Origin of the sequence: Bartonella grahamii ATCC 700132 (genome assembly GCF_000518085.1) — a bacterium.
GTDB classification, from domain to species: Bacteria; Pseudomonadota; Alphaproteobacteria; order Rhizobiales; family Rhizobiaceae; genus Bartonella; species Bartonella grahamii.
In genome coordinates, this window is sequence record NZ_JACX01000010.1 from 49,014 (window position 1) to 75,039 (window position 26,026).

A 26,026-nucleotide genomic window follows, 5' to 3' on the forward strand; every position below is an offset into this window, starting at 1 on the left:
AAAATGAAACGAAAAATAACTTTTGTTATGGTCCTAACAATCGCTCTTACTGGTTGCGCCTCTTTGAGTGGCCCCAAAAAACCACCACGCTGTAATGGCAAACATACACGTGCTTTAAATAAAGATAAGTGGAATTGGGACAATCAAAACGTTGTCCACCCAGAAAAGAGCGTAAGGACTGTTACCACTCCTATCATTCTCAATACTTTGGAAAGTGAAAAAGCAACAGCCAATTCAGCTTTATTAAAGCCGGTTATTCATGAAGCACGATCTGATAAAACTGTGGAGGTTACGCGTGAAAAGTGATGCCCTTGAAGAATATATAAAAGAAGCGCGCTCATTTGACATTGATCGCATGCATAGCATGCGCGTGCGAATGAAAATTTCCATGGCTTTAACAGTGCTTTTTGGATTGATGACGATTGCGCTGGCTTTAGCTGTCGCAGCTTTGACGCCTTTAAAAACGGTAGAGCCTTTTGTTATCCGCGTCGATAACTCAACAGGCATTATTGATACTGTAAGCGCCCTCAAAGAATCCCCTAACGACTATGATGAAGCGATAACGCGTTATTTTGCCAGCCAATATGTTCGTGCCCGTGAAGGTTTTCAAGCATCCGAAGCAGAAAACAATTTTCGCTTAGTTTCTCTTTTATCTTCTCCAAAAGAACAAAACCGTTTTGGAAAATGGTACGCGGGCAATAATCCAGAAAGTCCGCAAAATATTTATCATAACATGATTGCTACCGTCACAATCAAATCAATCTCTTTTATAAGCAAAGATCTTATCCAAGTTCGTTACTATAAAACGGTCAGAGACTTTAATGAAAAAGAAAATATTTCCCATTGGATTTCAATCTTAAATTTTTCCTACGTGAACGCACACATTTCAACGTCTGATCGTCTCATCAACCCTCTTGGTTTTCAAGTATCGGAATATAGATCTGATCCAGAGGTGATAAAATGATCAGACTTTTACAAACAACCTTTTTAATTTTTACGATCACTCTCAACTTTCACACTGTCCTCTCACTTGCAGAAACAGCGCCTGTCAGTGCACGTAAAGATAACCGCATCAGATTTGTCAATTATGACCCCTACAATGTTGTACAAATCATTGGCTCCATTCGCTCTTCAGTTCAGCTGGAATTTGCCGATGATGAAGAAGTAACCTATGTAGGAATTGGAAATTCCGTTGCTTGGCAAGTTGCACCGGCTGGTCACTTTGTTTTTCTCAAACCGCGTGAAATCCAACCTGTGACCAATTTACAAATTGTCACAAGCCGCCAAGATGGAATCCAACGATCTTATCAATTCGAACTACAAATCCGTGAAGGTGATGTTTCAGCCGGCAATGAGACGTATTTCTTGGTAAAGTTTCGTTATCCAGAAGATGAAGCCTTGCGTAAGAAATTAGCCGAAGCAGAAAAAACAAAACAACGTGAAGAAAACTTTGTCAATGATATTTTAAATATCCATGAAGATTTTGGACCACGCAATTGGGCTTATGAAGCCCAAGGCTCATCCCTCATTGAACCTGCATCTGTCTATGATAATGGAAAAACAACAACCTTTACCTTTTTAGGCAACATTGAAATCCCTGCCATTTACATTGTATCGCCTGATGGGCAAGAAGCGCTTATTCCCAAATCAATTAAAGGCAACAAGGTTATTGTTCATGCAACAGCTGCACAATTCACGCTACGGCGTGGGAATGAAGTATTGTGCATCTTTAATAAAAGGTTCGTACCAGAAGGAATTAACCCTGAAACAGGTACGACATCACCATCTGTACAACGTAAAGTGAACCTAGGAAGCAGCCATGAATAACACCGTGGATGAAAAAAGCATCAATGATCGCGATACAATAAAAAATGCTCAAGGAAAAAGTCAACAGAACAATGTAGGGAAAGCTATTGCTCTTATTATTCTTTTCAGTGTCTGTCTTTATTTAGCCTATTCAACACTTGTTACAGAAAAAAAACAACCAATTGAATCTTCAAAAGAAGGAAAAGTTATAAAACAAACAGAGCTTTTTCGCCCTGCAAAGCCTACCCCTTCCCCCCTTGAACAGCCTCAACGAAATAACGCTCTATTGCCAAAAGTCGAGCTACCAACACCAAACATCAATCAATTAAATTCTGATGACTCACTTCTGGAAGCAGCACAACGTGCCCCTGTATTAGCTTATGCAAATACACAACAAGGCAAAATAGATTCACAAACCAATAATGGTATTTTGCCTCACCAACTTGAAAGTAAACCTGATGAAACGACACAACGTTTTAATCATCTTCTCAAACCCACAGTGCTTGAAGGTATTCGAGCTTCAACCCTTGGCAATCGAAACTACATCATCGCGATGGGAACTTCTATCCCTTGTATTTTAGAAACAGCCATCAACAGTGATCAACAAGGTTTTGCCAGTTGTATCGTCTCCAGAGATATCTTATCAGACAATGGTCGTGTTGTCCTTCTCGATAAAGGTACCCAAATTGTTGGTGAATATCGCGCCGGCTTGAAAAAAGGCCAAACACGTCTCTTTGTGCTATGGAATAGAGCAAAAACCCCTAATGGTATCATTATATCCTTAGCTTCACCTGCAACAGACAGTTTAGGGCGTTCTGGTATAGATGGAGATATTGATAACCATTGGTTAGAGAGGATTGGATCTGCGCTTCTTGTCTCCCTGATAAAAGATGCGACAAACTATGCCAATAAACGTTTAGCAAAAAAACAAGAAAAAGAAGAAACTGAAACACTCTCTTCAGGACAAAACATCGCAAACATTCTCGTCGAAAATTACGCCAATATTCCTCCAACATTATCCAAAAACCAAGGGGAAATGGTAAATATCTTTGTTGCCCGCGATTTGGATTTTTCCAGCGTCTATAAATTGAAAGTCATCGAAAATAAAAAACAGATTACCAATCGAGCTGTTTCAAGAAACTTTTACAAAAATTCTGTGATACCTTTAAAATGAACTCAAACTTACATACCATGAGCGATGAAACCATCGCGATTGTTCTCACAAAACTTGAACCCATCCGTGCTTTTTTGAAAGATGAAAGTCTTTTTGAAATTGTTATCAATCGTCCCTACCAAGTAATGACGGAAGGTATTGATGGATGGAAAACTATAGAAGCACCGGCTCTCTCTTTTAATGAGCTTATGGGGATTGCAAAAGTTGTCGCGTCCTATTCCAAGCAAAACATATCAGACAAGAATCCAATATTATCGGCTACTCTGCCAGGTAATGAGCGCATTCAAGTTGTTATTCCGCCGGCTGTCGAAAAAAACACGATTAGTATGACAATTCGCAAACCATCATCGCAAAGTTTTTCTCTCGAAGAGCTCGCGAATAAAGGTCTGTTTTCGCTCTGTGAACAGATATCTTTCACGCCATTAAATGATTATCTTTCTCGTTTTAACGAACTCAAAATCATCGAGCATAACTTAGCTCATGCCTACTGCAATAAAGACTTTGTCTCCTTTTTAAATCAAGCTGTAAAATGCCAGAAAAATATTTTAATTGCAGGAAAAACTGGTTCGGGTAAAACAACATTATCAAAAGCATTAATCGCCAAAATTCCTCAAGAAGAGCGTATTATTACCATTGAAGATACACAAGAATTGGTGATACCGCACCCTAATCATGTCTCGATGTTCTATTCAAAAGATGGACAAGGCTTAGCCTCTGTTGGACCCAAAGAGTTGCTTGAATCATCTTTACGAATGCGTCCTGATCGTATTCTTTTGCAAGAACTTCGAGATGGTACAGCCTTTTATTATATCCGCAATGTCAATTCAGGTCATCCAGGTTCCATTACAACGGTTCATGCCTCAACAGCCCTTGCTGCCTTTGAGCAAATGACCCTTTTGGTCAAAGAAAGTGACGGAGGAGGTGATTTAGAGCGTGATGATATTCGAGGACTGTTGATTTCAATGATTGATATCATCATCCAATGCAAACGGGTTGAAGGAAAGTTTAAGGTCACAGAAATTTATTATGATCCCTTCAAACAACGAAACATCTTTGGAGGAGACTAAAAGAAGATCACATCGGCTGCTAAAGGCTCTTTTAAAGCAACGATTGCACATAAAAGGAAAAATGCATGAAAACCAAAGCAACAGAAAACAGCGAAAACCTTTTACCTATGACAGTAGAAGAATTAAAACAACGCCGTGAAGCGGTTGAAGCAGCCATCAGCACCCATGCAATAGAGGGAATAGCGCTACATTCCAAAACGCTAAAAATTTTAGAAGAATATGCAAGGGGGAATATTTCACTCGAGGAGTTTAATACTCTCATGGACAACGTAACATTATAAGGAAGCTACGATGCCAAAAGCAAAAGAAAAAACAAAAAATATACAGACAGTTTCTCCCCATCATTATGTCTACCCGAACACCACAACACTCAAAAATAAATATGGAATAAAAAACTTTAAATCCTTTCTGGAGAAATGCTCGCATGATACAGCAAAAGCGATGGTTAATCTGCGTGAAGCCCCCCTACCAGAAAAATTTGATACCTCCTATCTATGCTCTATTCATTATCAGTTATTTAAAAATACCTTTGAATGGGCTGGTCATCTTCGCCATCTTCCCTTTACATTTGAAGATGGTACCACAGCCGCTATGCCCGAAATGAAAAGAACAGGATGGGAAAATCCTTTTGCACTCGGTGATGAAATCCCTAAAGGTTTACAAAAATTAGATCAAACACTTGCCGAAAAAGATAATTTGCAAGGCCTAACGCGTGAGACATTTAACTCTGAAGCAATAAGTTTATTTAACTTCCTTAACCAACTCGATCCTTTTAGAGAAGGCAACGGACGTACACAACGAGTCTTTTTTGAAAAGCTCGCTCAAGCAGCAGGCCATCAGCTTGATTTTTCACTTGTTACAAAAGAACGCATGATGCTCGCCAGTGTTGCTGTAGCAGAAAATGGTGATCTAGAACCAATGCAACATCTATTTGAGGATATCTCTAATCCCAATAAAATACTTCTTTTAAAGGAATTCATGAACAACATGAAAGAACTTGGGCGCAATGTTAATGATCGTCCCGTTATGGTTGCAAAAGAAGGTGAAACATACACAGGAATGTATAGAGGTGCTGGTTATGATAGCTTTGCATTCAATGTGAAAGGGGCTTATATCATCGGCAATAAAGAGCATCTCACACCAGAACAACTCAAAACATTAAAACCCGGTGACAAATTTACCTTTACAGTTCCAAAAACAAAAGAGCTTGAAAGCATTCTCATTCCAGAAGAAAGATTAGCTCCTTTGACAGAAAATAAAAAAGCCGAAATGGTTGCAGAAGATTCTTGCGTCCACGCAAGCTTAAAACAGGTCCAGAAATTGGCAAAAATTGTTTATGGTAAAGAAAAAACATTAGATAAACAGATGCTAGAGATCATCAAAAATCCAAGCTTAGGCCAACAGCTCGCCAACCAGATTGAAAGAGCACCGCACTCTGTTTCTCATCTTGCAGGTTTCAGTTTATGCGGACTACAAAATCAAGCACGTGCAAACGCTAAAAATCATCTTGAGATGCTCTGTACTGCCGTTGCAAATTTCACCCATGCTGTAAAACATGCGGAGAAGGAAATTACTCAAGAACATGCAACAGAACAAAGTCGTCGTGCAAAAATAGTAAAAATACCAAGCAAAAGCTTACAAGAGCTCTTCACCTTGCCAAAAGAATTACAGCAAGAAGCTTTAGCAAAAAATCCTTTACTTCAAAAAGAGCTTACCGACTTTGTAAAAAACATCAATAGCCGTCTCTCACTAACTGAACATAAAGCTGTCAAAAATAATGAGTATGAAACACTGGCTCAAAGCATTGGTGTATCAGAAAATAAAGCCAAACAAATTACACAAACCGTTAAGCAAGCCAAAGAGCTACATCAGCAAACACAAGTATGCACAATGCATCGTTCCAAAGCATTTGCTATGGCTTGCTAAGAATGGATAAAAGCTTCCTACTTTATAAGAAGGGCTCATAAACGAGAACTGTTTGGCGTCATCTGCGCTTTTTCAAAAAAGAGAGAGTTTAATATCACACACCTGAAAAAAGAGCTTTTCGCAGCATAGTCTGATAGAATTGAAAGTAAATACAATGAAATATACCAAGACACAAATGGTACTCATTTTAACACCAATCGCTTTAGGTGCTTTAACGATATTCCTTGTTCCTCATTTTTTGTTGTTTATAACAAATGGACTAAAGAGCAATCAAATTTATTGGACTCTTCGTTCAGAACCTTTACTAGTCCTAGCACTAACAGCTGCTGTGTCATTGTTTTATAGTCTCTCGCAAAAGCTGCACTTACGTAAAGGAATTACTTTCGTTTCCCTTATCTTTTTTGGAACCACAGCTCTTTACTATATTGGTGGAGAAATAAAACGTTTAGGTCCCTATGTTGGACAACAAGGAATAACGTGGAATTATGCGCTTCAATTCATGGACCCCATGGTTGTCTTTGGCATCATCATTGGTGTTTTTTTTTCCATTATTCAATTCATAACAACCTCTCCACCTAAAAATAAGGTCAAGCGTGCCAAAAAAGGTGTGTTTGGTGAATCCGCATGGATGAATTTAAGAGAGGCAGCAAAAATTTTTCCTGCCAATGGACAAATTGTTGTGGGGGAAAGATACCGTGTTGATGAAGATAATGTGTGCAAAATTCCCTTTTCACCTAGCAATAAAACAACATGGGGAAAGGGTGGGACAGCCCCTTTGCTAACCTTTAATCTTGATTTTGGTTCAACTCATATGATCTTTTTTGCTGGTTCTGGTGGCTATAAAACCACAAGTACAGTAGTTCCCACGTGTTTAACCTATCCAGGGTCTATTATTTGTCTTGATCCTTCAACAGAAGTTGCCCCAATGGTCAAATTTGCGCGTCAAAAGATGGGAAATAGAAATGTCATTGTTCTCGATCCCAATTCATTTTTAACAAAAAATTTCAATGTCATCGATTGGCTTTTAGACGATAGCGTACCACGCACACAACGCGAAGCAAATATTGTAAGCTTTTCTAAATTGCTTCTTACAGATAAAAAATCAGACAATTCTTCAGCGGAATATTTCTCGACACAAGCTCATAACCTTTTAACAGCCCTTCTTGCTCATGTTATATTTTCTGATGAATATAAAGACAGCGAGCGCAATTTAAAAACATTGCGTGGGATTCTCTCTCAATCAGAAACAGCTGTTGTCAATCAACTACGTATGATTCAAGAAACAACACCTTCTCCTTTTATTCGCGAAATGGTTGGTATTTTTACAGAAATGGCAGAGCAAACCTTTTCAGGAGTCTATACAACCGCATCAAAAGACACTCAATGGCTTTCTTTGTCCAATTACGCAGATCTTGTCTGCGGAGATGATTTTTTTTCCTCAGATATTACAAATGGCAATACAGATGTTTTTCTCAATCTCCCCGCAAGCATTTTAAACAGTTATCCAGCTATTGGACGCGTGATTATTGGTGCTTTTCTCAATGCCATGGTTACAGCAGACGGTAACTATAAAAAGCGTGTTTTATTTGTCTTAGATGAAGTTGATCTTCTAGGCTATATGAATATTTTAGAAGAAGCGCGCGATCGTGGACGTAAATACGGTACATCCTTAATGCTTTTTTATCAATCCTCTGGTCAGTTGGTCAATCACTTTGGAGAAGCTGGAGCACGTTCATGGTTTGAAAGCTGCTCCTTTGTCAGCTATGCTGCCATTAAAGACTTCCAAACTGCCAAAGACATTTCAGAACGCTGTGGCCAAATGACTGTTGAAGTAACCGGAACAAGCAAATCAAGAGGCTTATCTTTAGGAAAGAGTTCATACAACGTCAATTACCAACAAAGAGCTCTGATTTTACCCCATGAAGTTATTCAAGAAATGCGTCAAGATGAACAAATTATTCTTATGCAAGGACAACCTCCTTTGCGATGTGGTCGCGCCATCTATTTCAGAAGAAAAGAAATGTTAGCCGCAGCTGCAAAAAATCGCTTTGCCCCACAAAAGAAAAACTAACCTCCTCTTATGAGACCTTGACTATAAAAAGAACAAAAACAATATACATTTCTGTTTTTTAAAAGCCCGTTAACAAAAAGTTTTTACCCGCTTCCACACACACATAGGAAAAACATGATAAAAAATCCGTGCTTTTTCCTTTTTGTATTTTGTGTATCGTTTTACCAGCATCTATCGTCTTTATAAAAAACACCAATCCTCTCAAATCACCTATAACTAAACCAACATCTCCACTGAGGAAAGTCTGCAAATACATTCCTACAAAGCTTTTTGTGTATAATTTATCCCCTACAAAAAAACCAAAATTTGATCTTTGAAATAAGAACTCTCAAGACACCTACACTCAAGAACATCGATTTTTTCCAAAAAATATTTTAGATATGCATCAAAATGAATAAATCGTTCTTATACAAACTTTTCCCCCTTTACGATATCATAAAGTGTTCTATTTTAACGATAAAGCGCTGAAAAAGGCTTTTCTTCCCAACCAAAGAAAGGGGCTCCTCTCTTATGGATTTTAAAGCAGCGCAATACGATAAGAGCAACAATACAAAATAAAAAAACAATTTGTTTCAAAAACACATAAACAAGATGTTCATATGGAGCAATAAGAAAAACATAATGGAGAAAAATTCTTGATGACTGCTTTTGCCCATAGATTCACTAATCTGAGTACTGTGTATAAAAAGTACCAACTCCATCCACAAACCAAGAGCGATTGCACCCGCCATATCCACGATCTTCATCAAAGCGCTCTTGCAAACAACTTTATTAAAAGAAAAAAACCAACAATTTTAAGCAACATTTTTCTTTTTGCCCCCTTCCTTACACCTCAAAGAATGAAGGTTTTTCCAGTGTCAATTTGTAGACAATCCATTTTCTGACCGCTCATGGGATTCATATCAGCGCCCTCAATACCAGTATTTTACAGCACAACAGGATAATAAACAAAAAGAAACATCAAAAAATCTTTCCAAAAATAAATGAAAAAAGAAAATATACATGAAAACAATCACAACAGAACATTTGGCATTTCTCACACCAAAAACCTTTCAAAAGTATCACAAAACGATCGATACAACTATCCATACACTTGAGGAAAAAGCACTCCCTCTCATAACACCAAAAATCTCAAAAGAATACGCGAAGGGGAATTTTTCATATGCAGCGTTTAAGACGCTTATCAACCACCACCCTACTTAGGAGAGATTATATGTTAGAGCAAAATTATTTATATAAAGGTACCTTAACACTCAAAAATAAATATGGCATAAAAGATCCCAAAAAACTGTATGAACGCTGTGCCCATGATACCGCCAGAGAAGCCGTCAATTTTCGCCATGAACCACTTCCACAAAAATTTGATTCCACTTATTTAAAATTAATTCACTGGAGCCTCTTCCACAAAACTTTTGAATGGGCTGGAAAAACCCGCGATGTATCCTTTACATTTGAAGACGGAACCTCTGCCCATATGCCGGCGATGCGTCCCAAAGGTTATGAAGTTCCTTTTGCTGTCGGACCGCAGATTCAAAAAAAACTAAAACAACTCGAAAAAACACTTAATGAGAAGAACAATTTAAAAGGTTTATCGCGCCAAGAATTTGCTGAAAATGCCGCTGAAGTTTTTATGGTGCTCGAGCACGCACATCCTTTCCGAAAAGGGAATGGGCGCGTAAATCGAATGTTTATGGAAAAACTTGGACAAGCAGCAGGACATCCCATTGACTTTTCTTTCATCACAAAAGGACGCATGACAGCAGCTTGTATTGAAGCCATGCAATATGGCAATCCCCAACCGATGAAAGATCTTTTTGAAGATATCACGCATCCGCAAAAATCCCTTGTTTTAAAAGAATTCATCTTCCAAATGAGAAATGCTGGACTGGATGAAATTAACAATCGTATTGTTGTTGCCGCAAAAGAAGGGATCCCCTATGAAGGCATCTTTAGAGGTTTTTCAGCAGAAGGTTTTGTCATGGAAGTAGAAGGTGCTTTCGTCGTCGGCCACAAAGATGATCTCCCCCCAGAACTCGTCAAAACATTACTCAACGGTGCCCACCTCTGCTTTCAAAAAACCAACATTCAAAGCTTAAAAGAAACACTGATCCCAAAAGAAACATTAGCACCTCTCACACATGAAGAGTTATTCACAAGGATTTCAAATGACGCTTATGTTGAAGCATGCAGAAAAGAAATCGAAAATTTATCAAAGATTGTTTATGGTAAAGCCCATGCCTTAAAGACCAAAATGGACATCTTAACGGCAGATCCAAGCTTAGGAAATCAGTTTGCCGATCAAATTTTACAAAACCCTCAATCAATTTCTAAACTTGCAGGAAGAAAAATACTTGACATGAAAAGTCCAAATCGCAGACAGGCGGAACAAACCGCTCCACAACTCAGCCAAGCCCTTAGAAATTATACCACAATAACAGAACAAACAAAAGAAGAAATTTTAGAGCAACATCAAAGAGAACAAAAACGCTTGAGCCACACTGTCGAAACGCCTGAAAAAAATTTACAAAACCTTTTTGCCTTACCAAGAGAACAACAAAGAGAAGCTTTATCGCATTCTCGTTCACTGCGACAAGAACTCCATCACTTTTCGCGCCAACTACACAATCGTCTATCTTCAGAAGATCGTAAAGCCATACAAGAAAAAGATTATACCAGACTAGCTTGCCTACTTGGGACATCGGAAAGCAGAGCAAAAGAAATTGCGAATACTGTAAGGAACACCAAAGAAGCACAATGTCAAACTCACACCTTAAAAGTTAATCGCTCTTCATCACTTGCTCTTACCGGCTAAAAACGCGTGAAGTTTTGCCTTCCAACTAACTCTTGGCGCAAATCATTTTATCTCCATTGCGCCCACCAGTTGTTTTAGAATGTTACAAAAAACAGTCCTAAAAATGAATCCTGTAATTTACTATAACTTATTGATAAAATTTCATAAAAAAGCTGTATAAAAGACATAAATGTCCACTATATACAAATATGAATAGCGCGAAATCTTTGGAGGTCATTCAATTCGATATCTGCCTTGTGTCTTACAGTTATCAAAAAGTGGGGAATGCGCCAAAGCCAAAGAGGTTTTCTAAAAATATTGAAAGGAAACAGCCATGAAAAAAAGTCACCCAACCGCTTCTACCAATATAGATGAACTAAGACAACAATTTGAACAACAAAATCTAGGAGCTTCTAATGTAGAAGACCTCTACGCAAAGGTTAACAAACCACCCAAAGAACAGCGCAACCCACAACAATATACACTTCAACAACCACCAACAACGATCTATGCTCCCCAAAAGCCACTAGAACAACAAAACCTAGGAGCTTCTAATGTAGAAGACCTCTACGCAAAGGTTAACAAACCACCCAAAGAACAGCGCAACCCACAACAATATACACTTCAACAACCACCAACAACGATCTATGCTCCCCAAAAGCCACTAGGAAATCCCTATAACAGACTTGGTGGAGAACCAAGTGATGGGCGACGCGCCGACAGACTCGTAGATCCCTATGCAGTAACCGATCTGGAGGCAAAAGGTTGGCAAACGTCCCCCTACGACACAGTTGGTGGAGATGCACAGGGTAGGCATTCTTCCTATGAACCAGAACATCTCTATGCAGAGCTTGAATTTGGTGAACGTGGTGGTCTCTCTCCCCAAAGACCGCTGGAATCTATCTATGCAACGGTTGGCATGGGGGCTGAAGGCAGGCAAGAGTATGAACAACGAGAAAATCCCATATATCAAGGCGTTGGCTCAGGCAAGATCTCCCCTCCCAGAACCCCAAAAGATGTTGTTACAACAAAGCTTTTACAAAACGTAGACTTTCAATATGGTGTAAGAGAAATCCAAGAGCGGTGCAGAGTTGTTTATGGTAACGAGCATGCTTTGAATCAACAATTGGCTAAAATTCTTGACGATCCTCGAGAAGGAGAGAACGTCTTATGGGACCTTGTAGTAAATCCTGAAAGCACTGGTAAGCTTGCAGGTCACAAAATACTTGGTGTAAAATCTCCAAGCCGCAGAGAAGCTGAAGGGGAGTTTAGCCACCTTTGCTCAGCTCTTGAAAGACATGTAACGACTGCACAAAAGCTCCATCAACAATTTACACATGAACATGAAAGAGGTCAAAAACACGAAAGTCCAGAAAGAGACCCAGAACACAGACATCACCATCATCATCGTCGTCATCACGCAAGAGGACAAGAACAAAATAGTCCAGAGCACAGCCCGCAACAACAAAGACATGCCGAAAAAGGAATGGCTTTTGCCATGTAAGTGCCCCCCCATAAAAGTACATAAATTTTTCTTTTTCATTGAATTTCTTGGCGCAAATCGTTTCATTGCGATTACGCCAAGAGTTGTTTTAAAATATTACAAAAAATAGTTCTAAAAGTGAACCCTGTAATTTATTGTAACTTATTGATAAAATTTCATAAAAAAACTATATAAAAGACACAAAGGTCCATTACACTGTCCCCGAATAGCGCGAAATCTTTAGAGGTCATTCAGTTGGATATCTTCCTTTGTACAAGAGTTATCAAAACTAAAAGTGGGGAATGCACCAAAGAGGTTTTCTAAAAATATTGAAAGGAAACATGCATGAAAAAACATCATCCACACCCTTCTGCAAATCCAGAAGCCCTCTATGCAAAAGTTAATAAACCAAACAGAGGAAACCAGCGCACACCAACCTCAGAAGAGGAAGTTCTATATGCATCCGTTAGCAGTATTTCTCCTTCAAGAGGTAGACACCATCATCAAAAGCAACAAGAATCTGAAACAGACTATACAGAGGTTGCTCCCCCAAAACGCGAAGCTGAAGTTACATACGCATCCGTGAGCAGCGCTGCTGCTTCAAGAGGTAGACACCATCACCAAAGGCAACAAGAATCTGAAACAGACTATACAGAGGTTGCTCCACAACAAAGAGGAAGAGCTTCATCTTCCCTCACATCTGAGCAAATAACTGTCATACTTTTAAAAAACCCACATGTCCGAGCTTATGGAGAAGAGGTTATGCACTGGGGTAAGATCGTTTATGGCAATGACACGCTTTTCCAGCAACACTTGCAAGGAATACTTACAGATCCCAGTAAAGGAAAAGACCTTTCAAATCAACTTGCTGAAAATCCTGAATCTATACATAAACTTGCTGGCCGCTCCGCACTTGGCTTAAAAAGTCAAACACGCAAAGCAGCTGAAGACGGTTTTAAACCACTCGTTGATGCTATTGATGGTTATACAAAGGCTGTAAAAGAGGCAAAGGAGAGGCTTTTGCAAACCCCTCAAGCGGAGCAAAGACGCCATCAAGAAGATTCTCATCAAGCTGAAAGAGCTCATCATCGTCATCATCACGCAAGAGGACAAAACCAGGAGAGTCCAGAGCACAGCCCACAACGACAAAGACATGGTATGGCTTATTCCATGTAAGGGGTTATAAGCATAAAGACGATAGTTTTGTTTTTCATGTAATCTCTTGGCGTAAATCGTTTTATTGCGGTTGCGCCAAGAATTGTTTTATCTTGTGACAGAAAATAGTCCTAAAAATGGATTCAGTAATTGACTATAACTTATTGATAAAATTTCACAAAAAAACTGTATAAAAGACACAAAGTCCCATTACGATGGTGACAAATAGCGCCGATCTTTGGAGACCACTCAATTTTGATATCTTCTTATAAAAACCATAAAAATATAAAGGGCGAGAGTGTACACCAAAGAGGTTTTCTAAAACAATTCTTGAAAGGAAACATGCATGAAAAAAGATCACCCTCACCCTTTTCCATCCCCTTCAATACAAGAAATTATAGCGCTCTATGAAAAAGCGGCGGCAGAGGTTACAAGCCCAGAAAGCCTCTATAAAGAAGCTCCTTCACAAAGCAAAAGACTGTCATCCATACCGGAAAAAGATGAGGAAAGACAATCTCTTTTAAAAGAAGAAACTGTACATGCATCAACAAATGCAACAATGCCTCTCACAAGAGGCGGCTCTACCAAAAGGCAGCAACAACCTGAAACGACACACACAACAGTTACTTCACAAGTTACCCAAAGGGCAATAAGAGTTCTCTCAGAGGAAGAAATCATTCTATTGCTTCCACACCATTCATTGGTTCGAACCTATCAAGAAGAAATTCAGCGTTTATCTGCAAAAGCCTATGGCAACCCCGACATTTTACAAGAAAAAATGCAGGAAATTCAAAAAAATCCTGCTGCAGGAAAGGAGCTCTCATGGCGCATGGCAGCCCATCCTGAAAGTATTGCTAAACTTTCAGGCACCAGCACGTTGGGCTTCAAAAATCGAACGCGCAAACAAGCGGAAGAAGATTTTTCCACCCTTTGCGTCACCGTTGATTGTTATACAAAAGCTGTAAAACAGGCAAGAGAAAGCCTATTGCAATCTCCAGAGCAAGAACTCAAAAACTATGAACGTTTAATGGGAAAGGCAGCAGTCACTGAACTTCTGCAAAAACCAGATCAACGTGAAAAAGAAACTCTTTCAGAGGCAGAAATTTCTACCAAAATTCAACAACATTCAAAAGTCAAAAGGCACTATGCCCAGATCAAATATTGGTGCGAAGTTGTTTTTGGTAACGCAAACATTTTGCAATCACAAGTGGAAACTCTTTTCCAAAGCCCTGAAGCAATAGAAACACTCGCACAGCAACTTGTCGGAAATCCTCAATCTTTTCACAAGTACGCTGGTATCAGTCTTTGTGGCTTTAAAAATCAAGCACGCAGACATGCTGAAGCTGGTCTTTCTCACTTAATTGACGCTGCTGACAATTATGCAACGGCTGTAACACAAGTAAGAGAGAGCATTTTGCAAACCGAACAGGCAAAACAAAAGCGCCATGAACCATCTTCTAAACAGACACAAGATTTGCATCAACAACAACGCTTATCACAATCTGTTGGACGCACTGAGCATTCAACAGTAACTCATGAAGAAGCAACAACCTCTACTCAACAAAGAGAAACAGATATTCGTCTTCGCAAAACTGTGATATCAAAAGAAATGGCTTTTGCCAACTAAACAAACATAAGGTTTCACATTGAATTCAACATCTTGGCGCAACACATGGCAAAGGTCATTTGCGCCAAGAGCGTCAGGTTTCGTGAAGCCATTCAGTTTCATATCCTCTCTCATAAAAGCAAGTTAAAAAGCATAAAACAGAATAAAAACCAACGTACATTTTTAAATAGTATTTAAAAACAATATTGGAAGAGTTTGAAAGGAACATGTATGAAAAAAAGAAATCCTTCCCCTTTTATCACCGAAATGATAGAAAAATTTCAACAACAGACTGAACAATCCCCCACCAGAACCCCCCCTCCCCAAGTTTCTCAAAGTTTGCCAAAACCAACTGTACAAAAACACCCAGAAAATTTATCACACCACCCAAAGGTTGCTCCACCGCCCCCCCCACGCATGAAAAACCCAGTGCAAACCAGCACAATACCTCCTAGCACCAAAAACCAAGAGACGCCTCCCCCACAAAAAAAAGTGGCTCCGCCAAAACCTCCGCGTGCAAAAGAGAGACAACAACATAAACCAACAGCTCAAGAGTTTCCCTCCCTACAGACAAAAGTGGCTCCGCCCCCTCCTCCACGCATGAGAGAAAAAACACAAACCGGCACAACAATCCCCAACTCAAAAGTCCCCAGTTCAAAAATCCCCAGTTCAAAAATCCAAGAAAACTCCTCTCCGCACACAAAAGCAGCGCCACAAAGACCTCCACGCGAAAAAGATAGGCAACAAAACAAAACAACAGCTCAAGAGTTCCCCTCCCTACAGACAAAAGTGGCTCCGCCCCCTCCTCCACGCATGAGAGAAAAAACACAAACCGGCACAACAATCCCCAGTTCAAAAATCCAAGAAAACTCCTCTCCGCACACAAAAGCAGCACCACAAAGACCTCCACGCGAAAAAGATAGGCAACAAAGTAGTTCATCATCACAAGATAGTGGAACATATGCAGTACCTCCTTCACGAAAACCACACCGTATGGAAAACAGAAAACAAAGCGATGCTGTCATCCCAAAACCTGCCTCTCCACACACAGCAATTGAACAGCCAAAACCGTCTCACGGACAAAAAAATTCTATTAATACAATGGAAAGAGAGCTATTGCTCGTAGCATATCAAGAAGAAATACAATTTTTGTGCGAAAAGGTTTATGGCAACAAGCTGATTTTAGAAGAAAGAATAGAAGCAATCAAAGAAAACTCCGATATGGGAGAACAGCTCTTATGGGATATTACAGAACGGCCTAAGTCTATTTCTAAGCTTGCTGGTAGAAAAGTTCTTGGCATAAAAAATCATGCGCGCAGAAAAGCTGAAGAAAATCTTCCTACCCTACGTACTGCCATTAACGATTATGTGTATACTTCAAAATATACAAAAAGTGAAAAGATTTCACAAGCTTCTCACACAGAACAACAACACCAGCGACAAGCACAAGAGGAAGAGCTAATAAATCAACATTTACAAAATCCACTCAATTCAGAAAAGAAAATAGAGCCTCTCTCAAATCAGGAAATTGCCCGCAGAGTTCAACAAGATCCATCGGTTCGATATGGTCAAAGAGAAATCGAATATTGGTGCGAAATTGTTTATAATGATCCATTTATTTTGCAATATAGAATAGAAGATATGCAAAAAATTCCAGAGATAGGAGAAGAGCTTGTATTTCAAATTGAAAACCCTTCTAGATCTTTTGCTCCGCTTGCTGGTAAGCAAATCCTTGGCATAAAAAATGGAGCACGCAAAGCCGCTGAAGAAAATCTTTCTACCCTGTGTACCGTCATTAAGGATTATGCTGAAACTGTAAAACAGTTAAGAGAAACCATTGTACAAAACCATCAGGAAGAACAACAAAAACGTCATCAACCGCTTAACGATCCCGATAAAAAGTTGCAAAAGCAGCAAAACTTATCGCAGCCCCCAAAGTTACCTGAACGCTCAACAGCAAAGCAGCATCAAGAGGTTGTAGAAACTTCTAAACAAGAAGACCAGCCACATGTTCGACCGCGCAGAGCCGAAACATCAAAAGCAATAGCTTTGTCGTGATAAATCTTCTAATTGTTGGCTTTTCATACAAAACTTTGGTGCAATTACCTTGCAAGATTGCATCAAAGACGGTGTATAAAATACAGAAAACTTTAGAATAAGACACCCCATTATTTTACAGAATTCATTGATAAAATTTCACGATAATACTTCATAAAAATTACACACTTTAGCTTTGTTCCATGCGAATAAGGTCAATTTTTTCAATCATTCAAATAGGCATTTTTCTTTGAAGAAAACGCAATGAAAATAATTAAAGGCAAAAAATGTAAAAAAAGCTTTCAAAAAATAATGTTAACCTTTGAAAGGAAATATACATGAAAGAAAACACTAAACATTATGCCTCTTCCACACAGGAAGAATTGCAAGAACAACACCCTGCAATTAGTGCAGCCATTTCTAAACAAATCAATAAAGCATCGCAGAATTTCTTTTATCCCAATAGCAAACTGCTTAAAAATAAATACCGCATCAAAGAGCAAGAAATATTAAAGGAACAATGTTGTGATGATGTAAAAAAAGAAATGATAAAACTGCGTCAAGAACCTCTACCAGAACAGTTTAATTCCTCCTATCTAAAATATCTTCATCAACGCCTCTTTTCCCGTGCATTTGAATGGGCCGGACAAACACGCGAAGAGCCTTTTACATTTGAAGATGGTACTGTTGCTTCTATGCCCATTTTGAAAAGAAAAGAATTTACAAAACCTTTTGCGATTGGCAGAAAAATACAGGAGGGACTAGAAAAGTTAGATAAAACACTTGCTGAAAAGAATAATTTACAAGGCTTAACTCGCGAAGAATTCGTTGAACAAGCAGCTGGAATAATGATAGATTTGCACCACATGCATCCTTTCAGAGAGGGCAATAGGCGCACAAAGAGACTGTTTGTTGAAAAACTCGCTCAAGCAGCAGGACATGAGCTAGACTTTTCTCTTGTGAGCAAAAAACGTAAAGACTTTGTCCGCGCCGCTGCCATGGAACATAGCAATCCAGAGCCTATGAAGCATCTGCTTGAGGATATCTCAAATCCAGAAAAATTGCTCATTTTACAAGAATTTATCAACTCTATGAGAGAACTTGGATTGGATGAAAAAAATTATTATCTCGCTGTCGTCGCAAAAGAAGGAGAAACCTATCATGGTACCTACAGAGGCAGTGGACCCAATGGCTTCATGCTTGATGCCAACGGGATTTTCATCTTGGGAAATAAAAAAGATCTCACCCCAGAGCAAATACAGACATTAAAAATCGGTGACGCCCTCTCCTTTACAGCGCCCAAAACTCAAAACCCAGAAAAAAACCAGCAAAAAACATTTCTTCCAGAAAAAAAAAGAGCCGCTCTCACAAACGATGAAATAACTAAAAAGAGCAAAGACAACGCATCCATTCAAACAAAGAAAAAAGAAAAAGCCCATTTTTCACCATGGATTGCCCCTCATGCTTTACATGACAGCATTGAAGTTATGTCCCAAAGTTTGCAAGAACAAATGACCAACCCAATTGCTCAATCTGCTTCCTCCATGAGGCAAATGCAAAAAGATTTCCAAAAAAACACTTTACAGACCAGCAATACAGCGACAAATAATCCAATATCTGTCCAAATGACAAAGGAAAAACGCTCTGATCATCAAGAAAGAACAAAACAGCCCCCAAAAAAAGCAATGGCATACTGGGACACTGGTACAAAAAAAATGGACACCGTCCCTCTCATCTTACAGGAGAAATTATCCTCATCGCCTGAAACTGAAGAAAATAAGACAATGTACCGTAATTTCTTTTGCCCTAATAGTATCACCTTAAAAAATAAATATGGAATAAACGACTATAAAAAATTAAAAGTGCAATGTGCCCATGATACAACAAAAGCAATCATTCATCTACGCCAAGAAGCGCCACCGCAAAAATTAACTTCCACATATCTCCAATATATTCATCACACCCTATTTAAAAATACTTTTGAATGGGCCGGACAAACACGCGAAAAACCATTTACATTTGAAGATGGTACCGTTGCTTATATGCCAATGATGAAAAAAGCTGGGATTTCTTTTGCCTCAGCAAAACAGATACAAGAGGGACTAGAAAATTTAGATAAAATACTTTCTGAAACGAATAGTTTAAAAGGCTTAACCCGCGAAACATTTGTTGAATATGTCACTGAAATGTTGATACAGCTCAACTATACGCATCCCTTCAGAGAAGGTAATGGACGCACACAACGAATGTTTTTTGAAAAACTTGGGCAAGTTGCTGGTCACACACTCGACTTTTCTCTTGCAACAGAAAAACGCATGAATCTTGCTAGCATTTCATCGCTAAAACACAACGATAAGGAAGAGATGAAACATCTTCTTGAGGATATCTCAAATCCAGAAAAAATACTTATTTTAAAAGAATTCATAGACAATATGAAACATATTGGATTTGAAAATATTCATCATCATCTTATTATAACAGCGAAAGAAGGGCATACCTATAAAGGTTTCTACAGAGGTAGTGGACCCAATGGCTTCATGCTTGATGCCAACGGGATTTTCATCTTAGGAAATAAAAAAGATCTCACCCCAGAGCAAATACAGACATTAAAAATCGGTGACGCCCTCTCCTTTACAGCACCAAAAGTTCAAAACCAGCAAGAAGTGCTTATCCCCGCAGAAACAATAGCCCCCCTTACCAACAATGAAATTGCCACAAAGATAAAAAACAATGCATCCATTCAAGCAAGAAGAAAAGAAATCGAAACTTTGTGCCAAATCATTTATGGCAATCGTCATATTTTGCAGGAAAGAATAGAGATGATCCATGAAAATCATACTGAAGGAGAACAGCTCACCTATCAAATTGCCACCTCTCCTCAATCTATTTCTAAGCTTTCTGGTAGCAATGTATTTGGCATAAAAAACAACGCGCGCGCCCATGCTGAAGCAAATATTTTGCCCCTCTGTAGAGCCATTGATCGTTATATCAATATTTTTAAACAAACAGAAAGAGACATTCTCCATACCCATCATATAAAACAAAGGCGGTGTGAACAGTCGGTAAAAATTCCTGAGGCTTGGATGAAAAATCTCTTTTCCTTGTCAAAAGCACAACAGCAAGAAATTTTATCAAACTCTCCTGAATTAAGGGGGGAGATAAGAACTTATATCAAAAAAATCAATGAGCGCTTATCCTCAAGCGAGCATGAAGCTATAAAGGAAAATAATCCTGAAAAACTTGCGAAGTGTCTTGGCACATCAACCGTTAAAGCAAAAGAAATTATGGAAATAGTCAAGCAGATAAAAGAGATAGAACAGCATATACAACCCATGTATTTTTATAACCATAAATTCGATGAGTGCTTAGCACCAAACCAGCATCAACCTACAAAGACAAACAATAAAAAAAAACGTTCCAACACTCTTGATAAAGAAGCAATTAAAGTGCAAAAAATGAAAGAAAACGTCAATCAGAGCTCTAAAAGACAAGAAAATATTCAACCTCACAAAACAGAGCACGCAAAAGCCATGACAATGAATATCTAAAGGTTTCATAAACTTTAACTTTTTGCCCTCTCTGGTAAAAATGATAGCCTTTACCCGCCTGCTCTCATTGGCAAATCAATCGCACCTTAACGGGAATGGAAACCATGAGAGAACAAATTTATCTTATTTCCTCAGATTTTATCCTCATTAACTATGAAAAGAAACCTGAACAAGTAAAATGAAATGATCAATCATTTTTGAAAATGATAATTAATCACTTTCATTACCTATAGTGCTAAAAACAGACAAAATGCTGTTGAAAGATCACTTCTTCCTATCCTTTTGTTTATGTAATCTTTAAAATGGGAAGGCAGCCTAATTTTGAGAGAATATAAAGCCGTAAAGATAAAAACCAATCACGAGCTTTGCCATCACCTTTTAGCTTAGCCTTACAACTTTTAAAAACATCTAAAGCACTGTCTTTTAAATAATGGATAAATAATGGAGATTGTACATTGCTTCACGCTTTTATTTTATTTGCGTTCTTTAATAGGGTCATGCCCCTTACATAAAAACAGAACGGTATTGGGGTGCACTATTCACGACATCACACCATAAAGAGAAATTAACATTATATATCCCTATATGTCCCTTCAAACTGTCATGATGTAGCTCCCATATTTCAGTTTGAAAAAGAAATTTTAATTATTTTATGGCAACAATAAAAATTGTAATGCAACAGTAAACAAGGAGCATAAAAAAGTCTTCAAGCACCATTGTTGACAGAAAGATAAACACCGTCGTAAAACGCTTATAAAAAGTATCCTTGATTGGGATACAGATCAGATTTCTACGATTTAAAACGGTTTATTTCTCCTATCATCGCTTCTCTTTTACAACGAACCCGATATATCTTTATGACATTGATTAAAAAAATTGCAACAGTTGCTTCCGGAACCCTCATGAGCCGTATTTTTGGCTTCGTACGCGAAATGCTTATGGCAGCAGCCCTAGGGACTGGTCCTGTTTCTGATGCCTTTAACGCTGCTTTTCGTTTTCCTAACACATTTCGTCGTTTTTTTGCTGAAGGTGCCTTTAACGCTGCTTTCATTCCTCTTTTTGCAAAAAAAATTACTGAAGATGGTCAAGAAACAGCATGCAAATTTGCAGAAGAAGTCTTTGGCGTTCTCTTTTCGATGCTCTTACTGTTAACGATTGCGATGGAACTGAGTATGCCTTTTTGGGTACGAACCATTATTGCCCCAGGTTTTACCGAAGATGTAACAAAATTTAACGCTACAATTCACTTTACTGCGATCATGTTTCCCTATTTAACCTGCATGTCGCTTGCTGCCATGATGGGGGGCATGCTTAATGCTCTGCGACGCTATTTTATTGCCGCCATTGCCCCACTCTTTTTAAACATTATTCTGATTGGTGTGCTTGCCTATGCTTGGATCTATAAACTTGACGCTTGGCATATCGGCTTAAATCTCTCTTGGGGTGTATTGGCAGCAGGGCTTCTTCAACTCACCTTAATTGCCCTTGCTTTGCGTCAAAGTGGAATGAAAATTTCCTTCCGCCAGCCCCATTTAAGTCCTAATGTTCGCAAGCTATTAACTTTAGCATTCCCAGCAGCCATCACGGGTGGCATCACACAAATCAATTTGCTCATTAATACCAACATTGCTTCTAGTCAATCGGGTGCTGTCTCTTCTTTGATGTACGCTGATCGTCTTTACCAATTGCCTCTAGGTGTAATCGCCATTGCCGTTGCAACCGTTCTTTTACCAGAATTAACACGCGCTTTGCGAAGCAAAAAGCACAAAGAAACCCACCATTTACAAAACCGCTCTATTGAATTAACGCTATTGTTAACACTTCCAGCATCCATCGCTTTTTTACTGCTCTCCACTCCCATTGTCAGTTTGCTCTTTGAGCGAGGACAATTTACCAGTCAATCAACACACCATGTTGCACAATTACTGGAACTTTATGGACTAGGACTTCCAGCTTTTGTTCTCATTAAGGTCTTTATTCCTAATTTTTTTGCCCATGAAGATACCAAAACACCGATGATTTTTACAGGTATTTGCGTTTTCATCAATATCAGTCTCGCCTTAACATTATTTCCTATTCTATCTGCACGAGGCATTGTTATTGCTGAAATTACCTCTGGATGGGTCAACGCCCTGTTGCTTTGGGGTGTCCTTATCAAACGCGGTTATTGGAAATACGACTTCCAACTGATAAAGCAAATATTATGTCTCATGATAGCAACCCTTTTGAGTACACTAGCCCTCTATTACGGATTGAATATGTTTGGTTTTTTGTCTTTTCCTTTATCCTCACAAGCATCCTTTTTCTTGCGCGCCAGCACCTTAGCTGGGATCATGCTTGGCATATTCTTGATCTATTTTAGTGCCTATTTTTTATTCAACACCCATTCCTTTTTTCACATGCTTAAAAATTTGAAAAAACGCTCATAATATCTATACTTTGTCAAAAACAATAAAACAAATAACCTTAATTGAAGAAAGAGCACTCCTATGGATACCTTCACACCACTTGTCTTTTCCGGCGTACAACCGAGTGGTCATTTACATCTTGGCAATTATCTTGGAGCCATTCAGCGTTGGGTTGAATTGCAAAACTCTCATCACTGCCTCTACTGTGTTGTGGATATGCATGCGCTCACAGTCAACCCAGATCCCCTTACTTTACGCGAATCCACCAGAACAGTGACAGCAGCCTTTTTAGCCTGCGGTATTGATCCTCAAAAACACATTATTTTTAACCAATCACGTGTTTTTCAACATGCTGAACTTGCCTGGATTTTTAATTGTGTTGCCCGTATCGGCTGGCTTCAACGCATGACACAATTTAAAGATAAAGCAGGAAAAGATCGCGAAAAAGCATCTCTAGGGCTTTTTGCCTATCCCACTTTGATGGCTGCTGATATTTTAGTCTATCGTGCAACGCATGTTCCAGTAGGCGAAGATCAAAAACAGCATGTTGAACTCACACGCGATATTGCACAAAAGTTTAACAACGACTATGCACAGCGTATTGCCGAATTAAATTTTGGTATCTCTATGCAAACGGATGAAGAAAAAAAACAAGGCTTCTTTCCCCTCCCAGAGGCGCTTATTGGAACAACAGCCACACGCGTTATGTCTTTGCGCGATGGGACGAAAAAAATGTCAAAATCAGATCCTTCAGATTTTTCACGCATTAATTTGACCGATGATGCTGATCTTATCGCAAAAAAAATACGCAAAGCCAAAACGGATTCGGCTCCTCTTCCCGATACCCTTACCGCTTTAAAAGAACGACCAGAAGTGGATAACCTGCTTGGTATTTATGCCGCCTTTGCCAAAGTTAGCAAAGAAAAGATTCTTTTAGAATTTTCTGGTCAACAATTTTCGCATTTTAAAACCGCTCTAGCCGACCTTGCTGTCCATAAGCTTGCCCCTATAACAGAAGAATTACGTCGACTGAATCAAGAAAGTGGTTATATTGACTCTGTTTTGCATGATGGCGCTAAACGTGCTAGTATGCTCGCAGAAGAAAATATGAAGAAAATTCGTGAAATTATTGGATTTTTGCACGATACATAAAGGTAATAAAACTAAAAACTGTAGAGAGCAAAAAAATCGTTTGTACAAATATAGAGAAAGTGCATGATTTCCAAACCCAAAAATCCGAAAAAAGAACCCAAGAAAAAGAACTTAGTCATTATCGATGAAACACCAGAGTGTCGGCGTGCCGTTGCGTTTGCCGCACAGCATGCCCAAAATACCAATAGAACATTGGTATTACTTTGTGTCGTTGATAGTGCAGAATTTCAACATTTTCTGGGTGTAAACAACGTTATGCGCACAGAATCAACGCAAAGTGCTCATAAAATATTAGGAGACATTGCCAGTGAAGTCCGCACCACCCATGCGCTTGAAACAGAAATAGTGGTGCGTGAAGGAAAAAAAATTGATGAGATTTCCAAACTGATCGACGAAGATAAAAGGATTGCACTAATTGTTTTAGCAGCCAGTGGACATACAGAAGGACCAGGACCCCTTGTTCAATTAATCGGAAATAAAGGGACAGCTTTTTCAATCCCTGTCATTGTTATTCCTAGCAATCTTGCCGATGAAGATATTAGATCTATTGCCTAAAAAATATAATATTCTACAATGTAAGATCTTCCCAATCCTTCATTATAAAAGGAGAGTTTATGTTTATTCAAACTGAAACCACCCCAAACCCTGCAACACTTAAATTCCTGCCAGGACGCGTGGTTCTTTCTGAGGGCGTATTAGAATTTCGTGACCCTGAAGAAGCAGCTAAAAACTCACCTTTGGCAGCTAAGCTGTTTAATATTCCCAATATCAATGGTGTTTTTTTAGGCTATGATTTTATCACCGTAAGCAAAAAAGAAGGAGAATGGCAACATCTCAAGCCCGTCATTTTAGGCACAATCATGGAACATTTTCTATCCAATGAGCCAGTGATCACCACCAACGCTACAATACAAGCACAAACCCATGCCCTTAACGAAGAGTTTTATGACGAAAAAGATGCTGATATTGTCTTAACCATTAAAGAGCTGCTTGAAACGCGTATCCGCCCAGCAGTTGCCAATGATGGTGGAGACATTACTTTTCGCGGATTTGAGAATGGTATTGTTTATCTCAATATGCGGGGTGCCTGCGCTGGATGTCCCTCTTCAACGGCAACCCTCAAACATGGTATTGAGAATCTTTTACGCCATTTTATCCCTGAAGTTTTAGGCGTTGAAGCCATGCCACAATAAATATTGGTCTCAATAGGTAAAATAACCACAGCGATTGCCCCTCTTCAACAGCGCTCAAACATGGAGTGCAAAAATCTTACGTCATTTTATTCCTGAAATTTTGAAAGTAAGCTATACAGCCATAAAAATACAGTACTATTAAAAAAATCTGTCTCATAATGATACCTTCACTCACCTTTCACCTCCACATATGCCTTAAAAAGATTTCAAAGCCCCCTTTAAGAAGCATAAGTTGTTTCAACAAACCAATAACGTACACAGAAGTACAACGCATGAGCATGCACTTTAAATTTATTTTGTTTCATAATCTTGTCATGCAATTTTAACCAAGAAACCACGACCCGTTACAAAAAAAGAAAACCCAAAAAAGAAAACATTGTAAGATTAGAGTGCCCATTTACTCCATCTTTCTCAGTTCTCCCAACAATAAAGTCACGCAAAATACTTCTTGTAGCAACCAATCGACAAAGATCACATTTTGCAACTTGAATGAGAATTCTGACATTCTTCTTATTTCAATTCTGTTTTTATTGCATCAATCAAAATCGTCCGCTTACACAGCACAAACTGGATAATAACAAAAACTATTTTTAATAGCTCTTATGCACA

The 26,026-nt window shown here is 38.8% G+C and carries 19 protein-coding genes; all 19 read left to right on the plus strand.

Annotated features, from left to right (window positions below):
- Nucleotides 1–3: 3 nt before the first annotated feature.
- The 19 genes from U736_RS0105050 to U736_RS0105155 all read left to right on the plus strand — a co-directional run bounded on the left by U736_RS0105050 (nucleotide 4) and on the right by U736_RS0105155 (nucleotide 25,417).
- On the plus strand, nucleotides 4–306 hold the full coding sequence (locus U736_RS0105050) for a hypothetical protein (RefSeq protein WP_015856709.1): 303 nt from the start codon (nucleotides 4–6) through the stop codon (nucleotides 304–306).
- Nucleotides 260–964: a VirB8 family type IV secretion system protein gene (locus U736_RS0105055; protein WP_208438627.1), complete on the plus strand. Its 705-nt coding sequence runs from the start codon at nucleotides 260–262 to the stop codon at nucleotides 962–964. Before U736_RS0105050 ends, U736_RS0105055 begins: the two co-directional genes overlap by 47 nt.
- Nucleotides 961–1,827, plus strand: a complete 867-nt coding sequence (gene virB9 / locus U736_RS0105060; RefSeq protein ID WP_015856711.1) for a P-type conjugative transfer protein VirB9 — start codon at nucleotides 961–963, stop codon at nucleotides 1,825–1,827. Before U736_RS0105055 ends, virB9 begins: the two co-directional genes overlap by 4 nt.
- Entirely contained in the window at nucleotides 1,820–2,980 is a 1,161-nt protein-coding gene (gene virB10, locus U736_RS0105065) for a type IV secretion system protein VirB10 (protein WP_015856712.1), read from the plus strand. Before virB9 ends, virB10 begins: the two co-directional genes overlap by 8 nt.
- The gene (gene virB11, locus U736_RS0105070) at nucleotides 2,977–4,047 is read left to right on the plus strand and encodes a P-type DNA transfer ATPase VirB11 (RefSeq protein ID WP_015856713.1); all 1,071 of its coding nucleotides are present in this window, start codon (nucleotides 2,977–2,979) and stop codon (nucleotides 4,045–4,047) included. The genes virB10 and virB11 overlap by 4 nt, the downstream gene beginning before the upstream one ends.
- A 65-nt stretch (nucleotides 4,048–4,112) precedes the next feature.
- Complete coding sequence (locus U736_RS0105075) at nucleotides 4,113–4,328, plus strand: antitoxin VbhA family protein (RefSeq protein WP_015856714.1); 216 nt, start codon at nucleotides 4,113–4,115, stop codon at nucleotides 4,326–4,328.
- Between the two features lie 10 nt (nucleotides 4,329–4,338).
- The gene (locus tag U736_RS0105080) at nucleotides 4,339–5,973 is read left to right on the plus strand and encodes a BID domain-containing T4SS effector (RefSeq protein WP_015856715.1); all 1,635 of its coding nucleotides are present in this window, start codon (nucleotides 4,339–4,341) and stop codon (nucleotides 5,971–5,973) included.
- A 154-nt stretch (nucleotides 5,974–6,127) separates the two neighbouring features.
- Nucleotides 6,128–8,044 (plus strand): Ti-type conjugative transfer system protein TraG, encoded by a 1,917-nt coding sequence (gene traG / locus U736_RS0105085; protein WP_015856716.1) that lies wholly within the window; start codon nucleotides 6,128–6,130, stop codon nucleotides 8,042–8,044.
- A 1,002-nt stretch (nucleotides 8,045–9,046) separates the two neighbouring features.
- On the plus strand, nucleotides 9,047–9,247 hold the full coding sequence (locus U736_RS0105105; protein WP_015856717.1) for a hypothetical protein: 201 nt from the start codon (nucleotides 9,047–9,049) through the stop codon (nucleotides 9,245–9,247).
- 10 nt (nucleotides 9,248–9,257) lie between these two features.
- Nucleotides 9,258–10,856, plus strand: a complete 1,599-nt coding sequence (locus U736_RS0105110) for a BID domain-containing T4SS effector (RefSeq protein WP_015856718.1) — start codon at nucleotides 9,258–9,260, stop codon at nucleotides 10,854–10,856.
- 313 nt (nucleotides 10,857–11,169) lie between these two features.
- Nucleotides 11,170–12,339: a BID domain-containing T4SS effector gene (locus U736_RS0105115; RefSeq protein ID WP_015856719.1), complete on the plus strand. Its 1,170-nt coding sequence runs from the start codon at nucleotides 11,170–11,172 to the stop codon at nucleotides 12,337–12,339.
- A gap of 324 nt (nucleotides 12,340–12,663) precedes the next feature.
- Nucleotides 12,664–13,494, plus strand: coding sequence for a BID domain-containing T4SS effector (locus U736_RS0105120; RefSeq protein WP_026500377.1), 831 nt, complete (start codon nucleotides 12,664–12,666; stop codon nucleotides 13,492–13,494).
- A 325-nt stretch (nucleotides 13,495–13,819) separates the two neighbouring features.
- Nucleotides 13,820–15,100 (plus strand): BID domain-containing T4SS effector, encoded by a 1,281-nt coding sequence (locus U736_RS0105125; protein ID WP_015856721.1) that lies wholly within the window; start codon nucleotides 13,820–13,822, stop codon nucleotides 15,098–15,100.
- Nucleotides 15,101–15,310: 210 nt separating this feature from the next.
- Nucleotides 15,311–17,137: a BID domain-containing T4SS effector gene (locus U736_RS0105130; protein WP_026500378.1), complete on the plus strand. Its 1,827-nt coding sequence runs from the start codon at nucleotides 15,311–15,313 to the stop codon at nucleotides 17,135–17,137.
- 317 nt (nucleotides 17,138–17,454) lie between these two features.
- Nucleotides 17,455–20,664, plus strand: coding sequence for a BID domain-containing T4SS effector (locus tag U736_RS0105135; protein ID WP_015856723.1), 3,210 nt, complete (start codon nucleotides 17,455–17,457; stop codon nucleotides 20,662–20,664).
- Nucleotides 20,665–21,521: 857 nt separating this feature from the next.
- Complete coding sequence (gene murJ / locus U736_RS0105140; RefSeq protein ID WP_015856724.1) at nucleotides 21,522–23,093, plus strand: murein biosynthesis integral membrane protein MurJ; 1,572 nt, start codon at nucleotides 21,522–21,524, stop codon at nucleotides 23,091–23,093.
- A 60-nt stretch (nucleotides 23,094–23,153) separates the two neighbouring features.
- Nucleotides 23,154–24,224, plus strand: coding sequence for a tryptophan--tRNA ligase (gene trpS / locus U736_RS0105145; RefSeq protein ID WP_015856725.1), 1,071 nt, complete (start codon nucleotides 23,154–23,156; stop codon nucleotides 24,222–24,224).
- 63 nt (nucleotides 24,225–24,287) lie between these two features.
- Nucleotides 24,288–24,779 carry a universal stress protein gene (locus U736_RS0105150; protein WP_015856726.1) on the plus strand — a complete coding sequence of 164 codons (492 nt, stop codon included), beginning with the start codon at nucleotides 24,288–24,290 and terminating at the stop codon, nucleotides 24,777–24,779.
- A gap of 59 nt (nucleotides 24,780–24,838) precedes the next feature.
- On the plus strand, nucleotides 24,839–25,417 hold the full coding sequence (locus U736_RS0105155; protein WP_015856727.1) for a NifU family protein: 579 nt from the start codon (nucleotides 24,839–24,841) through the stop codon (nucleotides 25,415–25,417).
- Nucleotides 25,418–26,026 lie beyond the last annotated feature (609 nt).

Coding starts and splice junctions, on each gene's coding strand:
- U736_RS0105050 (WP_015856709.1), top strand. CDS start 4: ATGAAACGAAAAATAACTTTTGTTATGGTCCTAACAATCGCTCTTACT.
- U736_RS0105055 (WP_208438627.1), top strand. CDS start 260: ATGAAGCACGATCTGATAAAACTGTGGAGGTTACGCGTGAAAAGTGAT.
- virB9 (WP_015856711.1), top strand. CDS start 961: ATGATCAGACTTTTACAAACAACCTTTTTAATTTTTACGATCACTCTC.
- virB10 (WP_015856712.1), top strand. CDS start 1,820: ATGAATAACACCGTGGATGAAAAAAGCATCAATGATCGCGATACAATA.
- virB11 (WP_015856713.1), top strand. CDS start 2,977: ATGAACTCAAACTTACATACCATGAGCGATGAAACCATCGCGATTGTT.
- U736_RS0105075 (WP_015856714.1), top strand. CDS start 4,113: ATGAAAACCAAAGCAACAGAAAACAGCGAAAACCTTTTACCTATGACA.
- U736_RS0105080 (WP_015856715.1), top strand. CDS start 4,339: ATGCCAAAAGCAAAAGAAAAAACAAAAAATATACAGACAGTTTCTCCC.
- traG (WP_015856716.1), top strand. CDS start 6,128: ATGAAATATACCAAGACACAAATGGTACTCATTTTAACACCAATCGCT.
- U736_RS0105105 (WP_015856717.1), top strand. CDS start 9,047: ATGAAAACAATCACAACAGAACATTTGGCATTTCTCACACCAAAAACC.
- U736_RS0105110 (WP_015856718.1), top strand. CDS start 9,258: ATGTTAGAGCAAAATTATTTATATAAAGGTACCTTAACACTCAAAAAT.
- U736_RS0105115 (WP_015856719.1), top strand. CDS start 11,170: ATGAAAAAAAGTCACCCAACCGCTTCTACCAATATAGATGAACTAAGA.
- U736_RS0105120 (WP_026500377.1), top strand. CDS start 12,664: ATGAAAAAACATCATCCACACCCTTCTGCAAATCCAGAAGCCCTCTAT.
- U736_RS0105125 (WP_015856721.1), top strand. CDS start 13,820: ATGAAAAAAGATCACCCTCACCCTTTTCCATCCCCTTCAATACAAGAA.
- U736_RS0105130 (WP_026500378.1), top strand. CDS start 15,311: ATGAAAAAAAGAAATCCTTCCCCTTTTATCACCGAAATGATAGAAAAA.
- U736_RS0105135 (WP_015856723.1), top strand. CDS start 17,455: ATGAAAGAAAACACTAAACATTATGCCTCTTCCACACAGGAAGAATTG.
- murJ (WP_015856724.1), top strand. CDS start 21,522: ATGACATTGATTAAAAAAATTGCAACAGTTGCTTCCGGAACCCTCATG.
- trpS (WP_015856725.1), top strand. CDS start 23,154: ATGGATACCTTCACACCACTTGTCTTTTCCGGCGTACAACCGAGTGGT.
- U736_RS0105150 (WP_015856726.1), top strand. CDS start 24,288: ATGATTTCCAAACCCAAAAATCCGAAAAAAGAACCCAAGAAAAAGAAC.
- U736_RS0105155 (WP_015856727.1), top strand. CDS start 24,839: ATGTTTATTCAAACTGAAACCACCCCAAACCCTGCAACACTTAAATTC.